Raw genomic sequence first — 19,466 nt, 5'->3', positions numbered from 1 at the left:
AGGAGGGGCCACACCATGAGCAGATCACCACGTCGTCACCTCACCCCGGACGGCCTCCCGGCCGCGGCCACGCGCATCCGGCCGCGTCGGATCCCGGCGCTCGTCTTCGCGGTGGCGACCGTCGTCATGGCCGCCACACCGGCCACGGCGACCGTCACCAACACGACCGGCTTCGGCACCGCGGTGAACCTCGACGACAACGGCCGCGGCGGCTCCGCCGTGGCGATCGGCGATCTCAACGAGGACGGGAAGCCGGACCTGGTGACGGGCATCCGCACCGAGGGCCTCGGCGTGTTCCTCGGCTCGGGCGGCGGTGCCTTCGGCGCCGTCACGAAGTACGCGGCGCCCCGCACCTCGTCGAGCCTCTTCCTGCACTCGGCGATCATCCGCGACGTCGACGGCGACGGCCACCAGGACGTCATCAGCCAGGACGCGCGCGGCAACGTCGCCCTGGCCTGGCTCGGCGACGGCACCGGCGCCCTCGGCACCGGAAGGGCGCTCCAGCTCAACCCGACGCCCGGGTGCGACACCACCGGCGACAACCCGTGTGTGGCCCGCTTCCCGGCCGACGTCTCCGTCGGCGACTTCGACGAGGACGGCAAGCCGGACCTCGCGACGTCCAACACGAACACGAACAACGTGTCCGTGGTCCTCGGCAACGGCGACGGCACGTTCGGCGCGGCCGCGCAGACCGGACTGGGCGCAGGCACCGGCCCGCAGGGCATCGCGGCCGCCGATCTCGACGGCGACGGCCACCTCGACCTCGTCACCGCGAACACCGTCAACGGCACGCTCTCCGTACTGGCGGGCGACGGCGACGGAGGCTTCGGGGCGCCTTCGAGCATCCCGGCCGGCGTGACGCTGCCGTCCGAGCTGAAGCTCGCCGACGTCGACGAGGACGGCACGCTGGACGCGGTCCTCGTGGCGCCCGGTGTGCCGGGGCGGATCGCCGTCCTGCTCGGTGACGGCGCGGGCGGGTTCGGCACCGCGAGCGTCCTGTCGGCGGGGGCGAACCTCACCTCCGTGTCGGTGGCCGACCTGAACGGCGACGGTCACGCCGACCTGGTCGCCGCCGGCTCCGAGTCGAGTGAGGTCGTGGTGCTGGAGGGCGACGGCACCGGCGCGTTCGGCGGCCCGCTCGCGTTCGGGCTCAACGGCGGCAGCAACCCGCAGGCCACCGCGGTGGCCGACCTCGACGGCGACGGGCGTCCCGATGTCGTCACGGCCAACAGCAACAGCCTGTCGTCGTACGTCAAGGACGCGTCGGTGCTGCTCAACGCGACGAACCGGACGCCGACCGCGGCGAACGAGTCGTACGGGAAGACCGGCGCCGACTCCCCGCTGGTCGTCGCTGCCCCCGGTGTCCTCGGCAACGACACGGACCCCGACGGCACCCCGCTGACGGCCTCGGTCGTGACCGGGCCCACGAACGGCGCGCTCACGCTCGCCGCCGACGGCTCCTTCAGCTACCAGCCGGCCGGCGGCTACGTGGGCACCGACAGCTTCACGTACAAGGCCACGGACGGCACGGTCGACTCGAACATCGCGACCGTGACCCTGACCGTCTCGGCCGGCTGCAACGGTCTCGCCGCCACGATCACCGGAAACGGGACCGTGAACGGAACGAGCGGCTCGGACGTGATCGTGACCGGCAACGGGAACGACAGCGTCAGCGGGAACGGCGGCAACGACACCATCTGCACGTTCGGCGGCAACGACGCCGTGTCGGCCGGCAGCGGCAGCGACCACGTCGACGCCGGTGACGGCGCCGACTCCGTCAGCGGCGGTGACGGCATCGACGTCCTCAAGGGCGGGGCCGGCAACGACGCGCTCTCCGGCGGCAACGGCAACGACACCGTGGTGGGCGGCGCCGACAGCGACACCCTCGCCGGCGGGAGCGGCGCGGACCTCTGCGCCGGCGACGCCAACGGCGGTGCCACGCTTCCAGGCACGGACAAGATCGCGGTCGGCGGGTCCTGCGAGACGGTCGTCGAGGTGCCGTAGGCGGCGAGCCGTCTCCGACGGCTGTCCCTGACGCGCTGATGTGAGAGACGGGCTCGGCGATCGCGAGGAAGCGATCACCGAGCCCGTCTCGCGTGTGTCAGTGGTGGGGACGCCGAGGAGAGGAGGACGCGCGCGTCACGTCAGCCGGACGTGACCGACGGCCTCGTCGCGTCGACGTCGACGGCGTCGAGGAACCGGCTCGCGGCGCGGACGTGCTCCAGCCGCCAGGCGTAGATCGCGCGGGTGAGGTAGTCGCCGGTGTGCTCCTTGGCGCGCAGCGACTCCTCGATCTCGTCGATGACGACCCGCTGGCGCTCGACGAGGCGCGTGGGGCTCGCGTCGCGGCGCTGGAGGAGCAGAAGCTTGCACGTGAGCTCGGCGCGTACGTCGAAGAGCTGGACCACGGGTTCGCTGAGCCACCGGCTGACCGCCGTCTTCGCCGAGCGGGTGGCGGCGTAGATCATGCGCTGCGGTCCGCGGTTGCCCTCCTCGGCACCGACCGGCGTGATCAGTTCGCGCTCGACCAGCCGCGTGATCGACCGGTACACCATGGGTCGCGAGATGTACCAGAACTCACCGATTTCTGCGCCCTCCGCGGTGAGGGAGGCGATGGCGAAGCCGTGGGTGGGGCGTTCGGCCATGAGAGCGAGCACAATCCACTCGGCGAGTGGCAGGTCAGGTTGTCCCATGGCCCCTAGCGTAAGGGGCGTCAGTGGCGTGTGCGATGTCGCCCCGGAAGGGATCCGGAGGGCGGAGACGGGTGCCGGACGACACCCCCCGCGGCCGGAATCCGGCCCGCCTCCAGGGGCCGAACCGGGTGGTCATGACCGGTGGTCGACCGGGGCGAGCGGCGCCCCCGTCGCGTACGGGTCGCTCAGACTCGCGTACCACTGGACGACGGGAGCGCCGACGAGGAGGGCGGCGATGGCGCCGGCGGCGAGGAACACGCCGAAGGGGAGGCGGGTCTGGCGGGTCGCCCGCCCGGTCGCGATGAGCGCGACGCCCACCAGCAGCCCGACGGCGCTGCCGGCCAGGAGCGCGAAGACGAGGTACGAGGGGCCGAGCCAGCCGAGGCCGGTGCCGAGCAGACCGGCGAGGCGCACGTCCCCGAATCCGAGCCAGGCCGGCCGCACCTCGTGCAGGGCGTAGAAGACGGCGAACGCACCGACGCCGCAGGCGGCGGTCACGCCGAGCCGCTGCCACGCGCCGGTGGCCGCGGCGGCCGCGAGCAGGCAGGCGGCGGTGAGTCCGAGGGTCGGGTAGACCAGCCGCCGCGGGAGCAGGAAGTGCTCGGCGTCGCAGGCGGCCAGGGCCAGGAGGCCCGCGGTGAAGACAAGGGCGGCCGGGAGGACTTCCGACCGGCCGAAGCGCAGGGCCTCGGCGGCGAACAGGAGCGCGGTGAGCGCTTCGACGAGCGGGTAGCGCGCGGGGATCGGAACCCGGCACGCGCGGCACCGCCGGCCGAGCAGGAGCCAGGAGACGACGGGGATGTTGTCCCGGGCCGCGATCGGCGTCTCGCACGCGGGGCAGGCGGAGCGGGGCCGCAGGACCGAGCGCCCGGCCGGCACCCGGGACACGGCGACGTTGAGGAACGACCCGACCACCAGTCCCAACAGGCCGATGATCACGACATATATGGATGACATGGCAGGAATGGTGCCGTATCGCCCCCTGCTGTCGCCACGGGGGCACGAGGGTCGAGACGCACGGCGTTCCGCCGGGCAGCGCTCGCGCCGCCGCCCGGCGGCACTCGCCCCCCTCAGCTACAGGGGCCCGACGCGCTCAGCAGCGTGATCTCGTAGTCGACGCCCTCCCCCTCCAGCTTGACGCCGTACCACTGGGACTTGGTGGAGAGGAACGTCTTCGCCAGCTCGTCCATGTCGCCGTACTTGTTGTGGGAGGCGTAGTAGGCCTCCTCCGCGGTCGCGATCGTGGCCTTGTCGGTGTCGCAGGCCGAGTCCTGCCCCTTGTCGTTGATGCCCTTGACGGAGAAGACGACGATGGCGGACAGGACGCCGAGGATCACGATGACCACGAGAAGCTCGATGAGCGTGAAGCCGGCCTCCGCCGCCTCGTTCAGCGCGCGCGTACGACGGCGCAGCTTGCCTTGCAGGTAAGTGGACATCTTTCTCCATCTACGGCGACCGGTTCAGCGGAACCCGGTACTAGTAACAACCTGATTAATCAGCGGCAGACTACGCAGCACCCGGTGTGCACACAAGAGGCGGCTGCGGCACTTATCGCCGATTCGGTACGGCAGATGACAGGCCTGAGGCGTGATGTAGTGTGCAGCTGACTATTCAGCGACTGACAGTTCCGCGAGGTGCTCGCGGCACGTGATCGGCCGCTGTTCCGGATGCGCGAATGGGGTGGGTTCCATGGCGAATCGCCGGCTTCTCCGGCGCCGCGCGGCGACGACGGGCGCCGCGGAGGACGGCACCCTGCCCGACGCAGCGGAGACCCCGGCCCCGGCGGGCGCAGCGCCCCAGGAGGCGACGTCCGGCGCCGCGCCGTCCTCGCCCGCGGGCCGGAAGCGCCCGCGCCTGGGGGAACTGCTCGTGGAGCGCGGGCTGCTCACCCCGGCGCAGGTGGACGAGGCGCTGCTGCAGCAGTCGGCGTCGGGCAAGCGGCTCGGCGCCCTGCTGGTCGAACTCGGCATGGTCGACGAGCGGGCGCTGATCGAGGCGCTGTCGGTCCAACTCGACGTACCCGTAGCCGACCTGCGCCAGAGCGAACCCGATCCCGAGGCGGCCGCCCGGGTGCCGGAGAAGCTGGCCCGCTCGCTGGGCGTCGTCGCGGTGCGGCGGTCCGGGGGCACGCTGCTCGTCGCGGCCGGCGACCCGGCGGACCCGCGCGTGCTCGACGAGGTCGGGCGGGCCGTCGCGCCGGACCAGGTGCGGCTGGCGATCGCGGCCCCCTCGGACATCCGGCGCTCGATCGACAGCGCCTACCGGGCGCTGGCCGGCGTCAGCAGTCTGGTCGAGGCCTTCGAGGCCACCGAGACCGGCCGCAACGCCGGGTCCGGCGCCAGGGTGGTGAGCGAGGACGCGCCGGTCGTGCACCTGGTCAACCTCATGCTGACCCAGGGCCTGCGCGACCGCGCCTCGGACATCCACATCGAACCGCACTCCGACCGGGTCCGGGTCCGGTACCGCATCGACGGCGCGCTGCACGACGTGCTGAGCCTGCCGGAGAACATGGGCCCGTCCGTGATCAGCCGGATCAAGATCATGGCCAACATGAACATCGTCGACAAACGGCGCCCGCAGGACGGACAGATCGCCACCGAGATCGACGGCAGGTCGGTCGACATCCGGGTCGCGACCACCCCCACCATCTGGGGCGAGAAGGCGGTCCTCCGGCTGCTCGACAGCAACCGCACCCTGTTGCGCCTGGCCGAGCTCGGCATGCCCGCCGCGACCTACGAGCGGTTCTCGTCCCTGCTGCGCTCCCCGTACGGCATGGTCGCCTGCGGCGGTCCCACCGGCAGCGGCAAGACGACCACCCTGTACGCCACGCTCGGCGAGCTGAACCAGAGCGAGCGCAACATCACCACCATCGAGGACCCGGTGGAGTACGTGGTGCCGTCGGTGAACCAGATCCAGATCAACGAACAGGCGGGCGTGTCGTTCGCGACCGGGCTTCGCTCGATCCTCCGGCAGGACCCCGACGTGATCCTGGTCGGCGAGATCCGGGACGGCGAGACGGCCCGGATCGCGGTCGAGTCCGCTCTCACCGGCCACTTCGTGCTGTCTTCCATCCACGCCGCCGACGCCTGCTCCGCACTGCACCGGTTCACCGACATGGGCATCGAACCGTTCCTGATCACCTCCACGGTCTCCGGGGTGGTCAGCCAGCGCCTGGTGCGGCGGATCTGCGACCAGTGCCGCGAGCCCTACGAGCCGGGCGTGGACGAACTGGCCTTCTTCGCGAAGGCGGGCGGATCGACCGACATCGGGTTCTGGCAGGGCCGGGGCTGCAACTTCTGCTCCCGGACCGGCTACCAGGAGCGGATCGGCGTCTTCGAACTGCTCGTGATGAGCGACACGATCAAGCGGCTGCTCGTCGAGAAGGCACCGATCAGCAGCCTCCGCAGGGCCGCCCGCGAGGAGCACATGGACAGCCTCCTGGACGGCGGCGTCCGTCTGGTGGAGGAGGGCGTCACGACCATCGCCGAGATCATGGCCGGCGTGTACGTGGTCTAGCCGGGCCCCTCCCGGCGCCCGGCCCGCCGGATGCCGCACCCCCACACCGACGACACGAACCCCTGACACGGAAACCCGGAGGGCACCGGCATGGCCACCTTCAAGTACGTCGCGGTCGGCCCGGACGGGAAACAGACCACCGGCGTGCTCACGGGCTCCAGTGTCGACGGCGTGACCGACAGCCTGGCCCGGCAGGGCTACGACGTGCGGTCGGTCAAGGCCGCGAGCCGCAACCTGCTCCAGCTCGAACTCACCCCGGAGAAGGTCGACCTGGTCGAGCTGAGCAACTTCTCCCGCCAGATGGCCGCCTTCATCAAGGCCGGAGTCCCCCTCCTGGACGCCCTGGAGATCATCCGCGCCGAGACCAAGGACAAGAAGCTGGCGAAGCTGCTCGTCGACGTCATGGACTCGCTCCGCTTCGGCGAGAGCTTCGCCGGTGCGATGGCCGTCCACACCAAGGCGCTCCCGGCGTTCTACACATCCGTCCTCCGCTCGGCGGAGGCGACCGGCGAACTCGACGTGGTGATGGCCCAGTTGGGACGCTACATCGAGCGGGACGTCGAGGGCCGGCGCACGATCCGCTCCGCCCTGACCTATCCGAGCCTGGTGATGGTCCTGGCGATCGCCGTCATCCTCGTCCTCGTCGTCTTCGTACTGCCCCGGTTCAAGGTGTTCTTCGAGTCCTTCCACGCGGAACTGCCCCTGCCGACCAGGATCCTGCTGGGCTTCACCGACTTCGTCACGGCCTGGTATCCGGTCGTCCTCGGCGGGCTCGCCGCGCTCCTCGTGGCCGTGACCGCCGCCCTGCGGACGGAGCGGGGACGCCTCCTGCGCGACCGCTTCCTGCTGCTGCTGCCGGTGGTGGGCGACGTCGTCCGCTCGATGGTCATCGAACGGTTCTGCCGCATCCTGACCTCGATGATCAAGGCCGGCGTACCGATACCCGAGGCGCTCGGCCTGGCGAGCGCGGGCGCCAACAACCTGGTGTACGAACGGGCCATCGGGAGGGCCCGGGTGGAGATGCTCGAAGGCGGCGGCATCTCGGGGCCGATCGCCCGCACCCGGCTCTTCCCCGGCGCGGTCACCCAGATGATGCGCGTGGGCGAGGAGACCGGAACCCTCGACGACCAGCTCGAGAACGTGTCGGAGTTCTACGAGAAGGAACTGCAGTACAAACTCAAGCGGCTGACCAGCCTGTTCGAGCCCGCCATCGTGATCATGGTCGGGGTGGTGGTGGGGTTCGTGGCCGTCGCCCTCCTCTCGGCGATCTACGGCGTCTACAACCAGGTCGAGGTCCCGTGACCGGCCCGGCACGCCGCCCGCGGCGCCCCCGCGGCGACGAGGGCGAGACCCTGATCGAGGTTCTCGTCGCCGTGGTGCTCATGGGCGTCGCCTTCGTCACCGTCCTCGGGGGCATCGGCACCGCGCTCATCAGCTCGGCCACGCAGCAGAAGGTGACCGGCGCCGACTCGGTCGTCCGCAGCGCCGCGGAGAGCATCGTCGGCGAACCGTACGTGTCCTGCGCCGACGGCTACGCGACCCCGACGCCCCCGGCCGGATACACCGTGACCGTCGAGATCGAGTACTGGGACGGGGTGGGCGCGTTCGGCCCGTCCTGCCCGACGGCCGACACAGGAGTACAGAAGGTGACGCTCACCGTGCACGGGACCGGCCCCCGCCCCGGCAGGGACGCGACGCTCGAGGTCGTCAAGCGGGAGTCGATGCTGTCATGACGACACAACGGCGCACCGGGCGACCCGAGTCGGGGTTCACCCTGACCGAACTGCTGGTCACGATCGTCATCCTGGGCATCGTCGCGATCCTGCTGCCCAAGACGGTCCTCCTCGGCCTTCGGTTCACGGCGGACACCAGGAAGCAGGTGGCGGCCACCGGCGCGAAAGGCACGCTCAACAGGTACTTCTACGGCGACGTGCGCAGCGCGGACGCCGTCGACACCGACTCCGCGTGCGGCGTGGCCGACGTCATCGTCCACCTGCGACGGACCGGCACCGACGTCGTCTACGCCTACGACCCTCCGACCGGCGCCCTCACCCGCGTGACGTGCGCCGACGGAGGCGTCGTCACCACCTTGCTGGGCCGGTTCGACAACGCCACGTCGACCCGTCCGGTGACGCTGAGCTGCGGTGCCGAGACCTCGTGCACCTCGCCCATGGAGGTAACACTGACCGTGCAGAGCGACCCCGCCGTGCCCCCGACGGCCCTCACCGCCGTCCGGCGAGCGAGCGCGTCATGACCGGCCGCCCGACTCCGCGTCGTCCGGCCCCGCGCCACGTGACCCAGGGCCGCCCGACTCCGCGCCGCCTGACACAGGGCCGTCTGACCCAGGTCCGCCCGAACCCGCGCCGCCCGCGTCGCGACGAACGGGGCGCCACACTCATCCTCGCGCTGGCCTTCGTCGTCGTCGTCGGCCTGGTCACGGTGTCGGTCCTGACCTTCGCCGGCACCGGGCTGAAGGCCGCGCGCGCGTACGCCGACCAGGGCAAGCGGGACTACAGCGCCGACGGTGCCACCCAGCTCGCGATCAAGAACTTCTCGCAGGGCAACCCGTGCGCCGACTACACCGCCCCGCCGCTCAACGGACGGCGGATGACCGTCCACTGCGACCCCCTCAACAGCTCCCCCGCGACCACGCGCGCGACCCAGCCGCAGGACGCGCTGCGCAGCCTGGGCACGGCGGCGAAGGACGGCATCGACGTGAGCACGCGCGGCCTGCGCGTGCAGGGCAGCGTGTTCTCCCGGTCGGACATCACCACCGGGCCCGGGGCCTCGATGGTCGTGGCGGGTGACGTGTCGGCCGTCGGCGACTGCTCCGGTGCCGTGTCCCAGCCCCGGCTGCCCCCGACCCAGGTGCCGTACGTGCGCGCCTGCGCCGATGACACCCCGCCCGCTCCCGCCGACGAGGCCGTGGGAGCCGACCCGGACCACACCCCGCCCGCCACGGCCGTCCCGGTCCGGCGGACGGTGCCCGCGTGCCCCGACCCCGGTTCCTGGCTGGTGCGGTTGCGGCCCGGCTCCTACGACGACGCCCGCGCCCTCACCCGCCTCACCGGTGGCGACTGCCCCCACGTCGTCGTGTGGCTGGAACCGGGCGTCTACTACTTCGACTTCACCTTCACCGGCGGGTCCGCGGTCTGGACGGTCGACGACCCCACGGTCAGCGTGGTCGGCGGCACGCAGACGGGCTGGGACCCCGGCGCCCCCACCCGCCCGGTCGTCCCGGTTCCCGGCGGCTGCGGCACCGGACGGCCCGAAGGCGTCGAGATCATGATGGGCGGCGGCAGCCGGTTCCAGGTCGACCGCGGGCACGTCGAACTGTGCGCCCCGGTCACCCCGGCCGCGCAGCAGGTCGCGGTGTACGGCGTCCAGCCGCCGAAGCCGTCACACACGCTGCAGCCGACCACGGTGGCCGCGAACACCGGCTTCGCCGACCCGGGCCATGCCCTGACCGGTGGGGAACGGCCGACCCTGCCCGGGTGTCCGCGGCCGACGGGCACCGCGGGCTGCACCGCCGACGCCGTCCTCGACCCGGCGGAGCGCCGGTCGGCGTCGATGCAGCTCGCCGGCTTCACCCCCCGGGTGCCGCCCGGATCGGTCGTCACCGGCGCCACGCTGCGCGTCCGGCACGAGGAGGAGGGCGACCTGACCGCCCCCGGCGCGGTGCAGGTCACCGCCGCCGTGGGCGGAGACGCCTGCCGCACCGACAAGCCGCCCCGGCGCCCGGAGCTCACCACGGACCCGCCGATCGACCTGCTGAACGCGTGCGGGCTCAAGGACCCGGCCCGGCTCGGCGAACTGACCGTGACGTACGACGCCGCCCTGGACACCGACGGCGCCACCGCGACGGCACGCCTGGACGGCGTCTGGCTGGAGGTCGCCTACCGTACGCCGACCACGTTCAAGCCGACCGCCGTGACCGCGTCGACCGGGTTCACCGCCACCGGCACCGATCCCGCCGACACCCTGGAGATCGGCGAACAGCCGGGAGCCGCGGTGGCCGGCGCCGACCTGACCACGGCGGCCCCGTCCGCCTCGATCACCCTGGCCGGGTTCGGACAGCCGCCCCTGCCGACGGGATCGACGATCCGCTCCGCCGTGCTGCGGGTCGCCCACCGGGAGACCGGCGACGCGGCGGCCCCCACCGTCGACGTCACTCCCGCGGGCGGCGGAGGCGGCTGTGCCCGCCTGCCGCTCACCGCGCGGACCGGCCTGGGCGACGACCGCGTCGACCTGAAGGCGTGCGGCATCACCGACGCCGCACAGCTGACCGGCCTGACCGCGGCCTACACCGCCGCGCTGCGCGAGGACGACACCGCGGGCGCCGACTTCCTGGACGGCATGTGGCTCGAAGTCGTCTACGACCTGCCGGCTCCCCGGCCGGCGACGAGCGCGGAGTCGACGACGTTCGCCCCCGCGACCGCTGCCGAGGCGATCGACGGTGCCCGCACGGCGCGGGCCGACCTCGACCAGGTCACCACGCCGAAGGCCGAGATCGACCTCGGCGGTTTCGACACCCCGGGAGTGCCGCCCGGCTCGGTCCTGGACGGGGCCGTGCTGCTCGTCGCGCACCGCGACGATCCCGGGCCGGCCGGAGGACCTCCGCCGACCGCCACGGTCACCCTGAAGGGGCCCGGTCTCCCCCGCTCCTGCACCACCCCGCAGAAGCTCACCGCGCGTCAGGGCGCCCTGGACACCGACACCCTGGACCTGGTCGAGGTCTGCGGCCTGACCGACCCCGCCCAGCTGACCGGCCTGGTCGTGACGTACACCGCCGCGCTCGGCGCCGGCAGCACCTCCGCCACCGACCAGCTCGACGGCGTCGAGCTGGAGCTGGCCCACCGCCCGCCGGTCCCGGTACGGCCCACCGGGGCCGCGAGCACCGCGACCCCCACCGCCGCGGCGTTCCTCACCCCGGAGAGCGCGCGGGCGATCGACACCGCCACCGCGACCGCGTCCCTCGCCGCGGCCACCCCGTCGGCCTCGATCCGGCTCGGCGGGTTCGCGATGCGGCCCCTGCCGGCGGGGGCGGTGATCGACAAGGTCGTCCTGCGCGTGGCGCACCAGGACGACGCCACCACCCCGGCGCCGCCCGCACCCACCGAGCCGCCCACGCCGACGGATCCACCCGAACCCACCGAGCCGCCCACGCCGACGGATCCACCCGAACCGGCCGTCCCGCCCACGACCACGCTGACGGTCTCCGGCACCGGCACCGCCTGCGACGCGGACCACGCCCTGACCGCCCGTGAAGGGGCGGTCGGTGTCGACGTGGTCGACCTCGGCGCCTGCGGGGTGACGAGCGACGACCAGTTGTCCGGGCTGACGGTCGACTACGCGGCGAGCCTGGGCACGGGCAGCACCGCCGCCACCGACCGGCTCGACGGCGTCGAGCTCGACATCGTCTTCCGGGCGCCGTCCCTCAGGGCCCTGTCGGGCTGCCTCACCTCGGGGAGCGGGTGCGCGGTGCTGAAGTCGACCGACGACGCCGACACGGCCACCGATCACAGCCGCCTGGTGATCAACGGCACCGTCTACGCGCCGACCGCCGCCGTCGATCTGTCGATGAGCCAGGTCCGCTCGCAGGTCGTCACGCGCGGCATCATCGCCCGGACCATCCGGCTCGGCATCGGCCCGGCCGACGGCTACCTCCGCCCGGTGATCGGAATCCCGCCGGAGCCGGTGCTGTTCACGACGTATCCGGCCGCGCACGCGGAACCCTCGTCGGTCACCGCCGTCACCGGGTTCACGACCCCGGCTCCCGGCGAGCGCGTCGGCGTCGCGGACGCCACGATCCCCGGCGGTGGCCGGGCGTCCCTGACGCTCGGCGGCTACACCCGGTCGGCACCCGCCACGACCGGCCCCCTCGACCACGCCGTCCTGCGGGTGGCGCACCACGAGGACGGCGACGTGGCGTCGGTGAAGGTGGCGGTGGACTTCCCCGGCAGCACCTGCGCCGGCGTCGACGGCGCACTGGACGTGCCGGTCCGTCTCGGTGCGAGCGGCCCGGTGACCGACCGGATCGACCTGGCACCGTGTGGCCTGACCCGGGCCTCCCAGCTGGCCGGGCTGACGGTGACCCCCACCGTCACCGCCGGGAGCGGCGGCGCGACCGGGCACCTCGGCGGCACCCGGATCGACCTGCTGTCTGGCCCGCTCGTCCGGGCCGCCGTGTCCTTCGACGGCCACACCGGCACCGTCGAGCAGTGGACGGTCCTGCCGTGAACCAGCACGCCCTCTTGGAGGCCACCATGTCCGGGCCGAGTGCCGCGATCATCGACCACCTGCTCGGTGAGCTGTGGGAGCGGGGCGGCAGCGACCTGCTGCTCACCGCCGGATCGGCGCCGTTCCTCCGCGTCGACGGCGCCCTGCGGCCGGTCGAGGGCGCCCCGCTGTCCGAGCCGGAGGCCGACCGTCTGGTGACCGGAGTGCTGGGCGCGGAACTCACCGAGCGGTTCCGCCGGGAGAAGCAGGTCGACTTCTCGTTCAGCTGGGGCGAGAAGGCCCGGCTGCGCGGGAACGCCTTCGTGCAGCGCGGCGCGTCGGCGCTCGCGCTGCGGATCATCCCGTTCGACGTGCCGTCGTCGGAGCGGCTGGGGCTGCCCCCGGTCGTCCTCGGGTGGGCGGGCATGCCGCGCGGGTTCGTGCTGGTCACCGGGCCGACCGGATCGGGGAAGTCGACGAGCCTCGCGGCGCTCCTCGACCACGTCAACACGCACCGGCCGGTGCACATCCTCACCATCGAGGACCCGATCGAGTACCTGCACCGGCACAAGCGCGCGGCGGTCAGCCAGCGCGAGGTCGGCACCGACACCGACTCGTTCCCCGCCGCGCTGCGTTCGGCCCTGCGCGAGGATCCCGACGTCCTGCTCCTCGGCGAGATGCGCGACCCGGAGAGCATCTCCGCGGCCCTGACCATCGCCGAGACCGGCCACCTGGTGTTCGCCACCCTGCACACCAACGACGCGTCGCAGACGCTGGACCGCATCGTCGACGTGTTTCCGGCCGAACAACAGCCGCAGATCCGACTCCAGTTGGCGCACACCCTGATCGGGATCCTCAACCAGACGCTCATCCCCAGGACCGGCGGGGGCCGGGTGGCCGCCTTCGAGGTGCTGGTGGGCACGTCGGCGATCCGCAACCTGATCCGCGAGGGCAAGACCCGCCAGATCCGCAACATGGTCTCGACCGGCCAACGCGACGGCATGCAGACCCTGGAGACCGGCATCAACGCCCTGGTGGCGGCGGGCGTCGTCACCTATGAGGAGGCCGTCCGGCACACGGCCCACCCGGAGGACATCCGACGCCCCCACGCCCCCGCCGCGCACCCCTGACCGACCGAGGGGCAGCCCGCACCCGTACGGACCCGAAGGGGCGGCCCCGTGCCCGTACGGACCTGAAGGGGCGACCCCGCACACGTACGGAACCCCAAGGGGCCGGCCCGACTCCGGGCCGGCCCCTCTTCGTTGATTCTTAGTTTCTAAAGAGATTAGTATTCGCGAGCCTTCACACGGTCGGCCGCCCGCCGGGGCGGCGGTGGAGGCGCCGCCGTTCCGTCCGTCGCGCACGGGTCCGGAGAGGGGAGCTCGCGCTGCCCTGCGGCCGAGAAGAAGGAGCTCGCCCCCGTGGCTTCCCACCGTCGCCCGAAACAGCCGGGTCAGCGCCTCACCGGTGTCCTCACCGTGACCGCGGCAGCCGCTGTGGCCATGTCCACGCAGTCGGCCTCCGCCGACCCGCTCCCTGACCCGGACAAGAAGGGCGTCCAGGCGCAGATCGACCGTCTGTACGAATCGGCGACGCAGGCCACGGAGAAGTACAACGGCGCGAAGGAGAAGGCCGAGGGCCTCCAGAAGCAGGTGAAGGTCTTCCAGGAGGAGGCCGCGCGCAAGCAGGGCGAGCTGAACGGACTCCGTGACCGGCTCGGCACCGTCGCCGCCGGCCAGTACCGCTCGGGCGGCCTGGACCCCTCCCTGCAGTTGCTGCTCTCGCAGGACCCGGACGGCTATCTGGAGAGGGCGTCCGCGCTCGACCGCGTGGGCGACCGCCAGTCCGCGCTCCTCACCGAGTTCCTCGCGCAGCAGCGCTCGCTCCAGCAGCAGCGGCGGGAGGCGTCCGCGAAGCTCCGGGACCTGGACTCCACCCGGCAGGAGCTCGGCAGGAGGAAGACGGAGATCCAGGGAAAGCTCCGCGAGGCCCAGCGGCTGCTCAACACCCTGACCGCAAAGGAGCGGGCCAGGATCGCGGCCGAGGAGGATCGGGCGAACCGTGCCGGCGCCCGCGTCGAGCTCGGCGACGAGCCCGGCGCCTCCCCGCGCGCCGCGGCGGCCTTCAGCGCCGCCCAGAGCCGGGTCGGCCTGCCGTACGTCTGGGGCGCGACCGGACCGAACTCCTTCGACTGCTCCGGACTCACCTCCTGGGCCTTTCGCCAGGCCGGAATCTCCCTGCCGCGGACGTCGCAGGCACAGGCCGGTGCCGGCACGCGGATCAACTCCCTCGGCGACCTCAGGCCGGGCGACCTCGTCATCATGCGCACCGACCTCAGCCACGTCGGGTTCTACGCCGGCAACGGGCAGATCCTCCACTCCCCCAAGCCGGGCGCGCAGGTCCGCTACGAGTCCATCGCGCGCAGCGGCATGCCCTTCATGTGGGGCGTCCGCATCGGCTGAGATCCACCCCCGTCTACCATGGGAACGGATCGTCACAGCGGAGAGGAACACGTCCATGCGTCGCCTGGGGGAACTGGAGGCGGAGATCATGGACCGCTTCTGGCGATGGAACCGGCCGGCCACCGTGCGCGAGGTCGTCGACGACATCCAGCGGGACCGGAACGTCGCGTACACGACCGTCACCACCGTCACCACCATCCTCTTCCACAAGGGTCACCTCACCCGTACCCGTGACGGCCGGATCTGGTCGTACCAGGCCGCCGCGACGCGCGAGGCGTACGCGGCGGCACTCATGGAGGACGGCCTGGAGGCCACCGACGACCGCAAGGGCGCCCTGGTGCACTTCGTCGAGAACCTCGACGAGGAGGAGATCGCCGCGCTCCGTACGGCCCTTCGGAACGTCGGGCGACGGGACGGAGCATGAACGCGGCCACGGCCCTCGTCGTCTACGCGGCCGTCGTGGGTGTCGCGGCCCCGCGCGTGATGACGCGCAGCGCCTGGCCCCACCGGGCGCCCGCGCTCGGCGCGGCCGTGTGGCTCGCCCTCATGGTGTCGTTCACGCTCGCGACCGCGCTCGCCGCCTCCCACCTGGCCACGCCCACGGAACATCTCCACGCCGGGCTGGTGGGACTGCTGCACGCCTGCGGTCTCGGTACGGAGGCGCCCGCGCCCGACCCCACCACCGCCGACCGGCTGGCCCTGGCGCTGCCGCTGGCGGTCGTCCTCGCCTTCGCCGGCTCCTTCCTCTTCCACCTCCTCCGCGCCTCGGTGGTACGCGCGCGGCACCGGGACCGGCTCGACAAGGTCGCCGTGCGCTGCGACCGCCTGCGCGCCGTGGTCCTCCCGCACCGCACGCCCGCGGCCTACTGCCTCCCGGGCCTCCGCTCCCGCGTGGTCGTGAGCGACTCGGCCGTGCGGCTCCTCGCGGAGGAACAGCTCGGAGCCGTCCTGGAGCACGAGCGGGCGCACGTCTCCGGCCGCCACCATGTGCCGCTCGCGGCCGCGGAGGCGTTCGCCTCGGTCTTCCCCTGGGTCCCGCTCGCGCGTCGCGGACGGGAGCAGACGGCCGTTCTGCTGGAGATGATCGCCGACGACCGGGCTCTGCGCAGTCACTCGCACGAGGTGGTCGCCACCGCCCTGTACGAGATGGCCGCGGGCCGTGTGCCGAAGGGGGCCTTCGGCGTGAGCGGTTCGACGGCTCTCCTCCGTCTGAAGCGCATCCTGGGCCCTCGGCCGGCTCCCCACCCGGCCCTGCGGGGCTCCCTGGCCTCCGTCGCCCTGACGGCCCCGTTGCTGCCCCTGCTGCCGCTTCTGGTCGCCTGCCCACCCGTCGTCTGATCCCTCCGCGCGCACGGTTCACGGAGCCTCGGTCCTGACGGCGACGGCGGGCGACCTGCCTGCGGACGTGCCGGTGGCGCCGCCCCCTCCGGCGAGGAAGGGTGCGGCGCCACCGGCGGTTCGAGGGCCTCGGGCAGCCGTTACTTCGGCATGAGGACGGTGTCGATGATGTACACGTTGGCATTGGCGGTCTTGACGTTGCCGCAGACCACGCTCGCGGTGTCGTTGACCTTGTAGGACTCGCCCGAGCCGGAGGTGGTGATCTTGCCCTTCTCCAGGGTCTCGAAGGAGCCGCTCTCCAGCTGCTTCGGCGTCAGCTTCTGACCCACCACGTGGTAGGTGAGGATCTTGGTGAGCGTGGCCTTGTCGGCGAGGACCTTGTCCAGGTCCGCCTTCGGGATCTTCGCGAAGGCGTCGTTCGTCGGCGCGAAGACCGTGATGTCCTTCGCGTTGTTCAGCGTGTCCACGAGCCCGGCCTTCTTCACCGCCGTGACCAGCGTCGACAGGGCCGGGTTGTTCGAAGCGGCCGTGGCCACCGGGTCCTTGGCCATGCCGTCGAACGAACCCGCCCCCGACTTCGGCACACCCGCACACGCCGGGCCGAAGGGCTGGTCGTCGGTCATCGCGTCGTCCGCCGGCGTGCTCGCGTCCGTCTTCGCCTGGTCCCCCGCGGCAGCACTGGGGGCGGTCTTGGTGTCGCTGCCGGAGTCGGAGCAGGCGGCGAGGGCGAAGGGCAGCAGGGCCGCCGCGGCGACGGCGATCGCGGTACGGCGGATCTTGGCGTCGTTCATGGTCTTCTCCTTGAGAACTGCTGGTCGGGGTGGGGTGTTCGGGGTGCTGCCGGACCGGCCCGCGGGCCGGTCCGGAGGTCTAGGGGACGGTGACGAAGACGCTGTGCCGGCCGCTCGCCCCGTCGGGGATCGTCCGGGTGCGCTGTTCGGTCTGCACCTGGCCGGTGCCGTCGGTGGCGCGGACGGTGATCGTGTGGCCGCCGGGTGTGGCCTTCCAGCGGTGGGACCACTGGCGCCAGGTGTCGACGGTGTCCTGGGCGGCGAGGTCGGCGTCCTGCCACGGCCCGTCGTCGACGCGGATCTCGACGCGGGTGATGCCGCGGCGCTGGGCCCAGGCGACGCCCGCCACGGTGACGGTGCCCGCGGCGGGGCGGGCGAAGGGCTTGGGGGTGTCGATGCGTGCCTGCGTCTTGATCGGCGCCCTGCGGGCCCACTTTCGCTTGACCCAGTAGGGGTCGTAGGCGTCGAAGGTGGTGAGTTCGAGGGACTCGATCCACTTGCAGGCCGAGACGTACCCGTACAGGCCGGGGACGAGCATGCGGACCGGGAACCCGTGGTCGAAGGGGAGCGGCTCGCCGTTCATGCCGACGGCGAGCATCGCGTCCCGGCCGTCCATCACGTCCTCGACCGGTGAGCCGAGCGTCATGCCGTCCACCGAACGGGCCACCAGCTGATCCGCCGTACCGCCTCCGGACGGGGGCCGGACACCGGCTTCCCCGAGCAGGTCGCGCAGGGGGACGCCGAGCCAGCGGGCGGTGCCGACGTAGGGGCCGCCGACCTCGTTCGAGACGCAGGTCAGCGTGATGTCGCGTTCGATGAGCGGGCGGGCCAGGAGCTCGTCGAGGGTGTACGTGAGCGGGCGGGTGACGCCCTTCCCGTGGAGCCGCAGCCGCCAGGTCCCGGCGTCGACCTTGGGCACGGTCAGGGCGGTGTCGACGCGGTAGAAGTCCCGGTTCGGAGTGGTGAACGCGCTGATGCCCGGCACCTTCAGCCGCGTGCCGGCCGGGACGGCCGGAGCGGGTGAGGCGGGCGCGGGCAGGACGAGGCTCTCCCGCGAGGCGAGGGCGCCCTGTCCCTGCCGGCCCGAGAGGTAGCGCCCGAGCACGCCCGCCGATGTCGCCGCGACGGCCGTGACGCCGGCCGCCGTGAGGAATCCGCGCCTGCTCCACGCTCCGGGCTCCCCGTCGTCCGCCGGGGAGGAGGCCGCCGGGGCCGCCCTGGTGGCCAGGACCCAGAGGGTGAGGGAGCCGGCGAGAGCTCCGGCGATCGAGGGCAGCACGTCACCGGCGCCCGTGGAATCGGGCCGGCTGAGGGCCGCCGCGGCGCCGACGACGCCGAACAGCAGCACGCCGGCGGCGCCGATCCGCCGATGCCGCAGCGCGACCAGGCCCAGGCCGACGGCGATGAGGGCGAGGACGGCGAGGATGCCGAGCTGCAGCACCGTCTTGTCGTTCTGGCCGAACTGCCGGATCGCGAAGTCCTTCACCGCGGCCGGGGTCCGGTCGATCACCGCGCCGCCCACCACGGTCACCGGTCCCGCGGCGGGCCGCACCAGTCCGGCGACCAGCTCGGCCACGGCGAGCGCCGTGAAGGCAGCCAGAAGGCCGGCCAGGGCGCCTCGTGCGGCGCGGGAGAGAGTGCTGCGGAAGCTGGTCACGCACGGCATTCGGCACACCCCGCCCGGTGGATGGGTGCGACACCCGGACGAGTGAACTCGCGGACTCCTGTTGCCCTGTGGGCCGGGCCGCTCGCGTCGGAAGGAGAGTCGACGCCGACGCGGGTCACCGGCCATCCGCCCGGCTCCTCGCCACGAATCACTCCTGGGAAGCCGTCGCAGGCGAGGGGGCGCACCTGCTGATCGACCGGCCGAGCCGTCCGTCGGGCCCCTGGTCCGGGAGGGCCGCCGGTCCGAGGGACAGTCATGAGTACAGCCACCACGACCCGCACAGCTCCGGCGACGCTGCACGTCCCGCTTCCGTCGGCCGCCCAGGCGGCTCGACAGGCCCGGCACACCGCGGCGCTGCTCCTGACACAGGAGGAGGCACGGTGTCCGGCCGCCGTCGCGGAGGACCTCGTCCTCATCGTCTCGGAGCTGGTCACCAACGCGGTCCTGCACGCCGAAGGGCCCTACGCGCTCACCATCGGCCTGGAGCGGGGGCGGGCGGGTGTCGCCGTCAGCGACGGCTCGGTGGTCCGGGCGGGTCCGCGCGGCGACCACGGCCGCGCCGAACCGGGAGGGCGCGGTCTGCGCATCGTCCGGGCGCTCGGCGCGGAACTCTTCGTCAGTCCCTCGCTCCGTGGCAAGCAGGTCATCGCCGTGCTCACCTGGTAGCCGGTTGCCGCGGGGGGGGGGGGGGGGGCCCACCCCCGCGCCCGCCCCCCCCCCCCCCCCCCCCAGCAGCCCCGGGGACCCCCCCCAGCGCGCCCACGACGACTGCCCGCGCCGG

Annotated in this window: 16 protein-coding genes; 11 read left to right on the top strand and 5 right to left on the bottom strand. The window is 72.8% G+C overall.

Translation table 11 applies throughout. The features are described 5' to 3' along the window. The first annotated feature begins 15 nt into the window (after nt 1–15). Nucleotides 16–2,004 carry an FG-GAP-like repeat-containing protein gene (locus ACFV2S_RS20045; RefSeq protein WP_385560559.1) on the top strand — a complete coding sequence of 663 codons (1,989 nt, stop codon included), beginning with the start codon at nt 16–18 and terminating at the stop codon, nt 2,002–2,004. Nucleotides 2,005–2,144: 140 nt separating this feature from the next. On the opposite strand, the gene ACFV2S_RS20040 is transcribed toward ACFV2S_RS20045, so the two are convergent. From ACFV2S_RS20040 to ACFV2S_RS20030, 3 genes are all read right to left on the bottom strand, one after another. After that, the gene (locus ACFV2S_RS20040; RefSeq protein WP_385560557.1) at nt 2,145–2,693 is read right to left on the bottom strand and encodes a PadR family transcriptional regulator; all 549 of its coding nucleotides are present in this window, start codon (nt 2,691–2,693) and stop codon (nt 2,145–2,147) included. Between the two features lie 132 nt (nt 2,694–2,825). Continuing rightward, nucleotides 2,826–3,650, bottom strand: a complete 825-nt coding sequence (locus ACFV2S_RS20035) for a prepilin peptidase (protein ID WP_385560554.1) — start codon at nt 3,648–3,650, stop codon at nt 2,826–2,828. 113 nt (nt 3,651–3,763) lie between these two features. Further along, complete coding sequence (locus ACFV2S_RS20030) at nt 3,764–4,129, bottom strand: type II secretion system protein (RefSeq protein WP_385560551.1); 366 nt, start codon at nt 4,127–4,129, stop codon at nt 3,764–3,766. A 253-nt stretch (nt 4,130–4,382) separates the two neighbouring features. Between ACFV2S_RS20030 and ACFV2S_RS20025 the strand changes: the two genes are divergently transcribed. From ACFV2S_RS20025 to ACFV2S_RS19985, 9 genes are all read left to right on the top strand, one after another. Continuing rightward, complete coding sequence (locus tag ACFV2S_RS20025) at nt 4,383–6,209, top strand: GspE/PulE family protein (protein WP_385560548.1); 1,827 nt, start codon at nt 4,383–4,385, stop codon at nt 6,207–6,209. A 90-nt stretch (nt 6,210–6,299) separates the two neighbouring features. After that, entirely contained in the window at nt 6,300–7,511 is a 1,212-nt protein-coding gene (locus tag ACFV2S_RS20020) for a type II secretion system F family protein (RefSeq protein ID WP_385560545.1), read from the top strand. Further along, nucleotides 7,508–7,942: a type II secretion system protein gene (locus tag ACFV2S_RS20015; protein WP_385560542.1), complete on the top strand. Its 435-nt coding sequence runs from the start codon at nt 7,508–7,510 to the stop codon at nt 7,940–7,942. The genes ACFV2S_RS20020 and ACFV2S_RS20015 overlap by 4 nt, the downstream gene beginning before the upstream one ends. Further along, nucleotides 7,939–8,463 carry a type II secretion system protein gene (locus ACFV2S_RS20010; protein ID WP_385560539.1) on the top strand — a complete coding sequence of 175 codons (525 nt, stop codon included), beginning with the start codon at nt 7,939–7,941 and terminating at the stop codon, nt 8,461–8,463. Before ACFV2S_RS20015 ends, ACFV2S_RS20010 begins: the two co-directional genes overlap by 4 nt. Then, on the top strand, nt 8,460–12,449 hold the full coding sequence (locus ACFV2S_RS20005) for a hypothetical protein (protein WP_385560536.1): 3,990 nt from the start codon (nt 8,460–8,462) through the stop codon (nt 12,447–12,449). Before ACFV2S_RS20010 ends, ACFV2S_RS20005 begins: the two co-directional genes overlap by 4 nt. Further along, the gene (locus ACFV2S_RS20000) at nt 12,446–13,558 is read left to right on the top strand and encodes a type IV pilus twitching motility protein PilT (protein WP_385560533.1); all 1,113 of its coding nucleotides are present in this window, start codon (nt 12,446–12,448) and stop codon (nt 13,556–13,558) included. The genes ACFV2S_RS20005 and ACFV2S_RS20000 overlap by 4 nt, the downstream gene beginning before the upstream one ends. 291 nt (nt 13,559–13,849) lie before the next feature. Beyond that, nucleotides 13,850–14,890, top strand: a complete 1,041-nt coding sequence (locus ACFV2S_RS19995) for an NlpC/P60 family protein (RefSeq protein ID WP_385560531.1) — start codon at nt 13,850–13,852, stop codon at nt 14,888–14,890. A 55-nt stretch (nt 14,891–14,945) separates the two neighbouring features. Next, on the top strand, nt 14,946–15,314 hold the full coding sequence (locus ACFV2S_RS19990; protein ID WP_385560528.1) for a BlaI/MecI/CopY family transcriptional regulator: 369 nt from the start codon (nt 14,946–14,948) through the stop codon (nt 15,312–15,314). Beyond that, nucleotides 15,311–16,228, top strand: coding sequence for a M56 family metallopeptidase (locus ACFV2S_RS19985; RefSeq protein WP_385560525.1), 918 nt, complete (start codon nt 15,311–15,313; stop codon nt 16,226–16,228). Before ACFV2S_RS19990 ends, ACFV2S_RS19985 begins: the two co-directional genes overlap by 4 nt. A gap of 140 nt (nt 16,229–16,368) precedes the next feature. Here ACFV2S_RS19985 and ACFV2S_RS19980 read toward each other — a convergent pair whose 3' ends face one another. Together ACFV2S_RS19980 and ACFV2S_RS19975 are read right to left on the bottom strand one after the other, a co-directional pair. Further along, nucleotides 16,369–17,019: a fasciclin domain-containing protein gene (locus ACFV2S_RS19980; RefSeq protein WP_385560522.1), complete on the bottom strand. Its 651-nt coding sequence runs from the start codon at nt 17,017–17,019 to the stop codon at nt 16,369–16,371. 79 nt (nt 17,020–17,098) lie between these two features. Next, nucleotides 17,099–18,685 carry a molybdopterin-dependent oxidoreductase gene (locus ACFV2S_RS19975; protein WP_385560519.1) on the bottom strand — a complete coding sequence of 529 codons (1,587 nt, stop codon included), beginning with the start codon at nt 18,683–18,685 and terminating at the stop codon, nt 17,099–17,101. A gap of 255 nt (nt 18,686–18,940) precedes the next feature. Between ACFV2S_RS19975 and ACFV2S_RS19970 the strand changes: the two genes are divergently transcribed. Beyond that, nucleotides 18,941–19,351: an ATP-binding protein gene (locus tag ACFV2S_RS19970; RefSeq protein ID WP_385560515.1), complete on the top strand. Its 411-nt coding sequence runs from the start codon at nt 18,941–18,943 to the stop codon at nt 19,349–19,351. The last annotated feature ends 115 nt before the right edge of the window (nt 19,352–19,466 follow it).

This window comes from Streptomyces sp. NPDC059695 (genome assembly GCF_042733785.1).
In the GTDB taxonomy this organism is placed as follows: domain Bacteria; phylum Actinomycetota; class Actinomycetes; order Streptomycetales; family Streptomycetaceae; genus Streptomyces.
This window is presented reverse-complemented; position numbering and strand designations above follow the sequence as displayed.

Excerpts from the sequence above, each read along its gene's own strand:
- ACFV2S_RS20045 (WP_385560559.1), top strand. The coding sequence starts at position 16 with ATGAGCAGATCACCACGTCGTCACCTCACCCCGGACGGCCTCCCGGCC.
- ACFV2S_RS20040 (WP_385560557.1), bottom strand. The coding sequence starts at position 2,693 with ATGGGACAACCTGACCTGCCACTCGCCGAGTGGATTGTGCTCGCTCTC.
- ACFV2S_RS20035 (WP_385560554.1), bottom strand. The coding sequence starts at position 3,650 with ATGTCATCCATATATGTCGTGATCATCGGCCTGTTGGGACTGGTGGTC.
- ACFV2S_RS20030 (WP_385560551.1), bottom strand. The coding sequence starts at position 4,129 with ATGTCCACTTACCTGCAAGGCAAGCTGCGCCGTCGTACGCGCGCGCTG.
- ACFV2S_RS20025 (WP_385560548.1), top strand. The coding sequence starts at position 4,383 with ATGGCGAATCGCCGGCTTCTCCGGCGCCGCGCGGCGACGACGGGCGCC.
- ACFV2S_RS20020 (WP_385560545.1), top strand. The coding sequence starts at position 6,300 with ATGGCCACCTTCAAGTACGTCGCGGTCGGCCCGGACGGGAAACAGACC.
- ACFV2S_RS20010 (WP_385560539.1), top strand. The coding sequence starts at position 7,939 with ATGACGACACAACGGCGCACCGGGCGACCCGAGTCGGGGTTCACCCTG.
- ACFV2S_RS20005 (WP_385560536.1), top strand. The coding sequence starts at position 8,460 with ATGACCGGCCGCCCGACTCCGCGTCGTCCGGCCCCGCGCCACGTGACC.
- ACFV2S_RS19990 (WP_385560528.1), top strand. The coding sequence starts at position 14,946 with ATGCGTCGCCTGGGGGAACTGGAGGCGGAGATCATGGACCGCTTCTGG.
- ACFV2S_RS19985 (WP_385560525.1), top strand. The coding sequence starts at position 15,311 with ATGAACGCGGCCACGGCCCTCGTCGTCTACGCGGCCGTCGTGGGTGTC.
- ACFV2S_RS19980 (WP_385560522.1), bottom strand. The coding sequence starts at position 17,019 with ATGAACGACGCCAAGATCCGCCGTACCGCGATCGCCGTCGCCGCGGCG.
- ACFV2S_RS19975 (WP_385560519.1), bottom strand. The coding sequence starts at position 18,685 with ATGCCGTGCGTGACCAGCTTCCGCAGCACTCTCTCCCGCGCCGCACGA.
- ACFV2S_RS19970 (WP_385560515.1), top strand. The coding sequence starts at position 18,941 with ATGAGTACAGCCACCACGACCCGCACAGCTCCGGCGACGCTGCACGTC.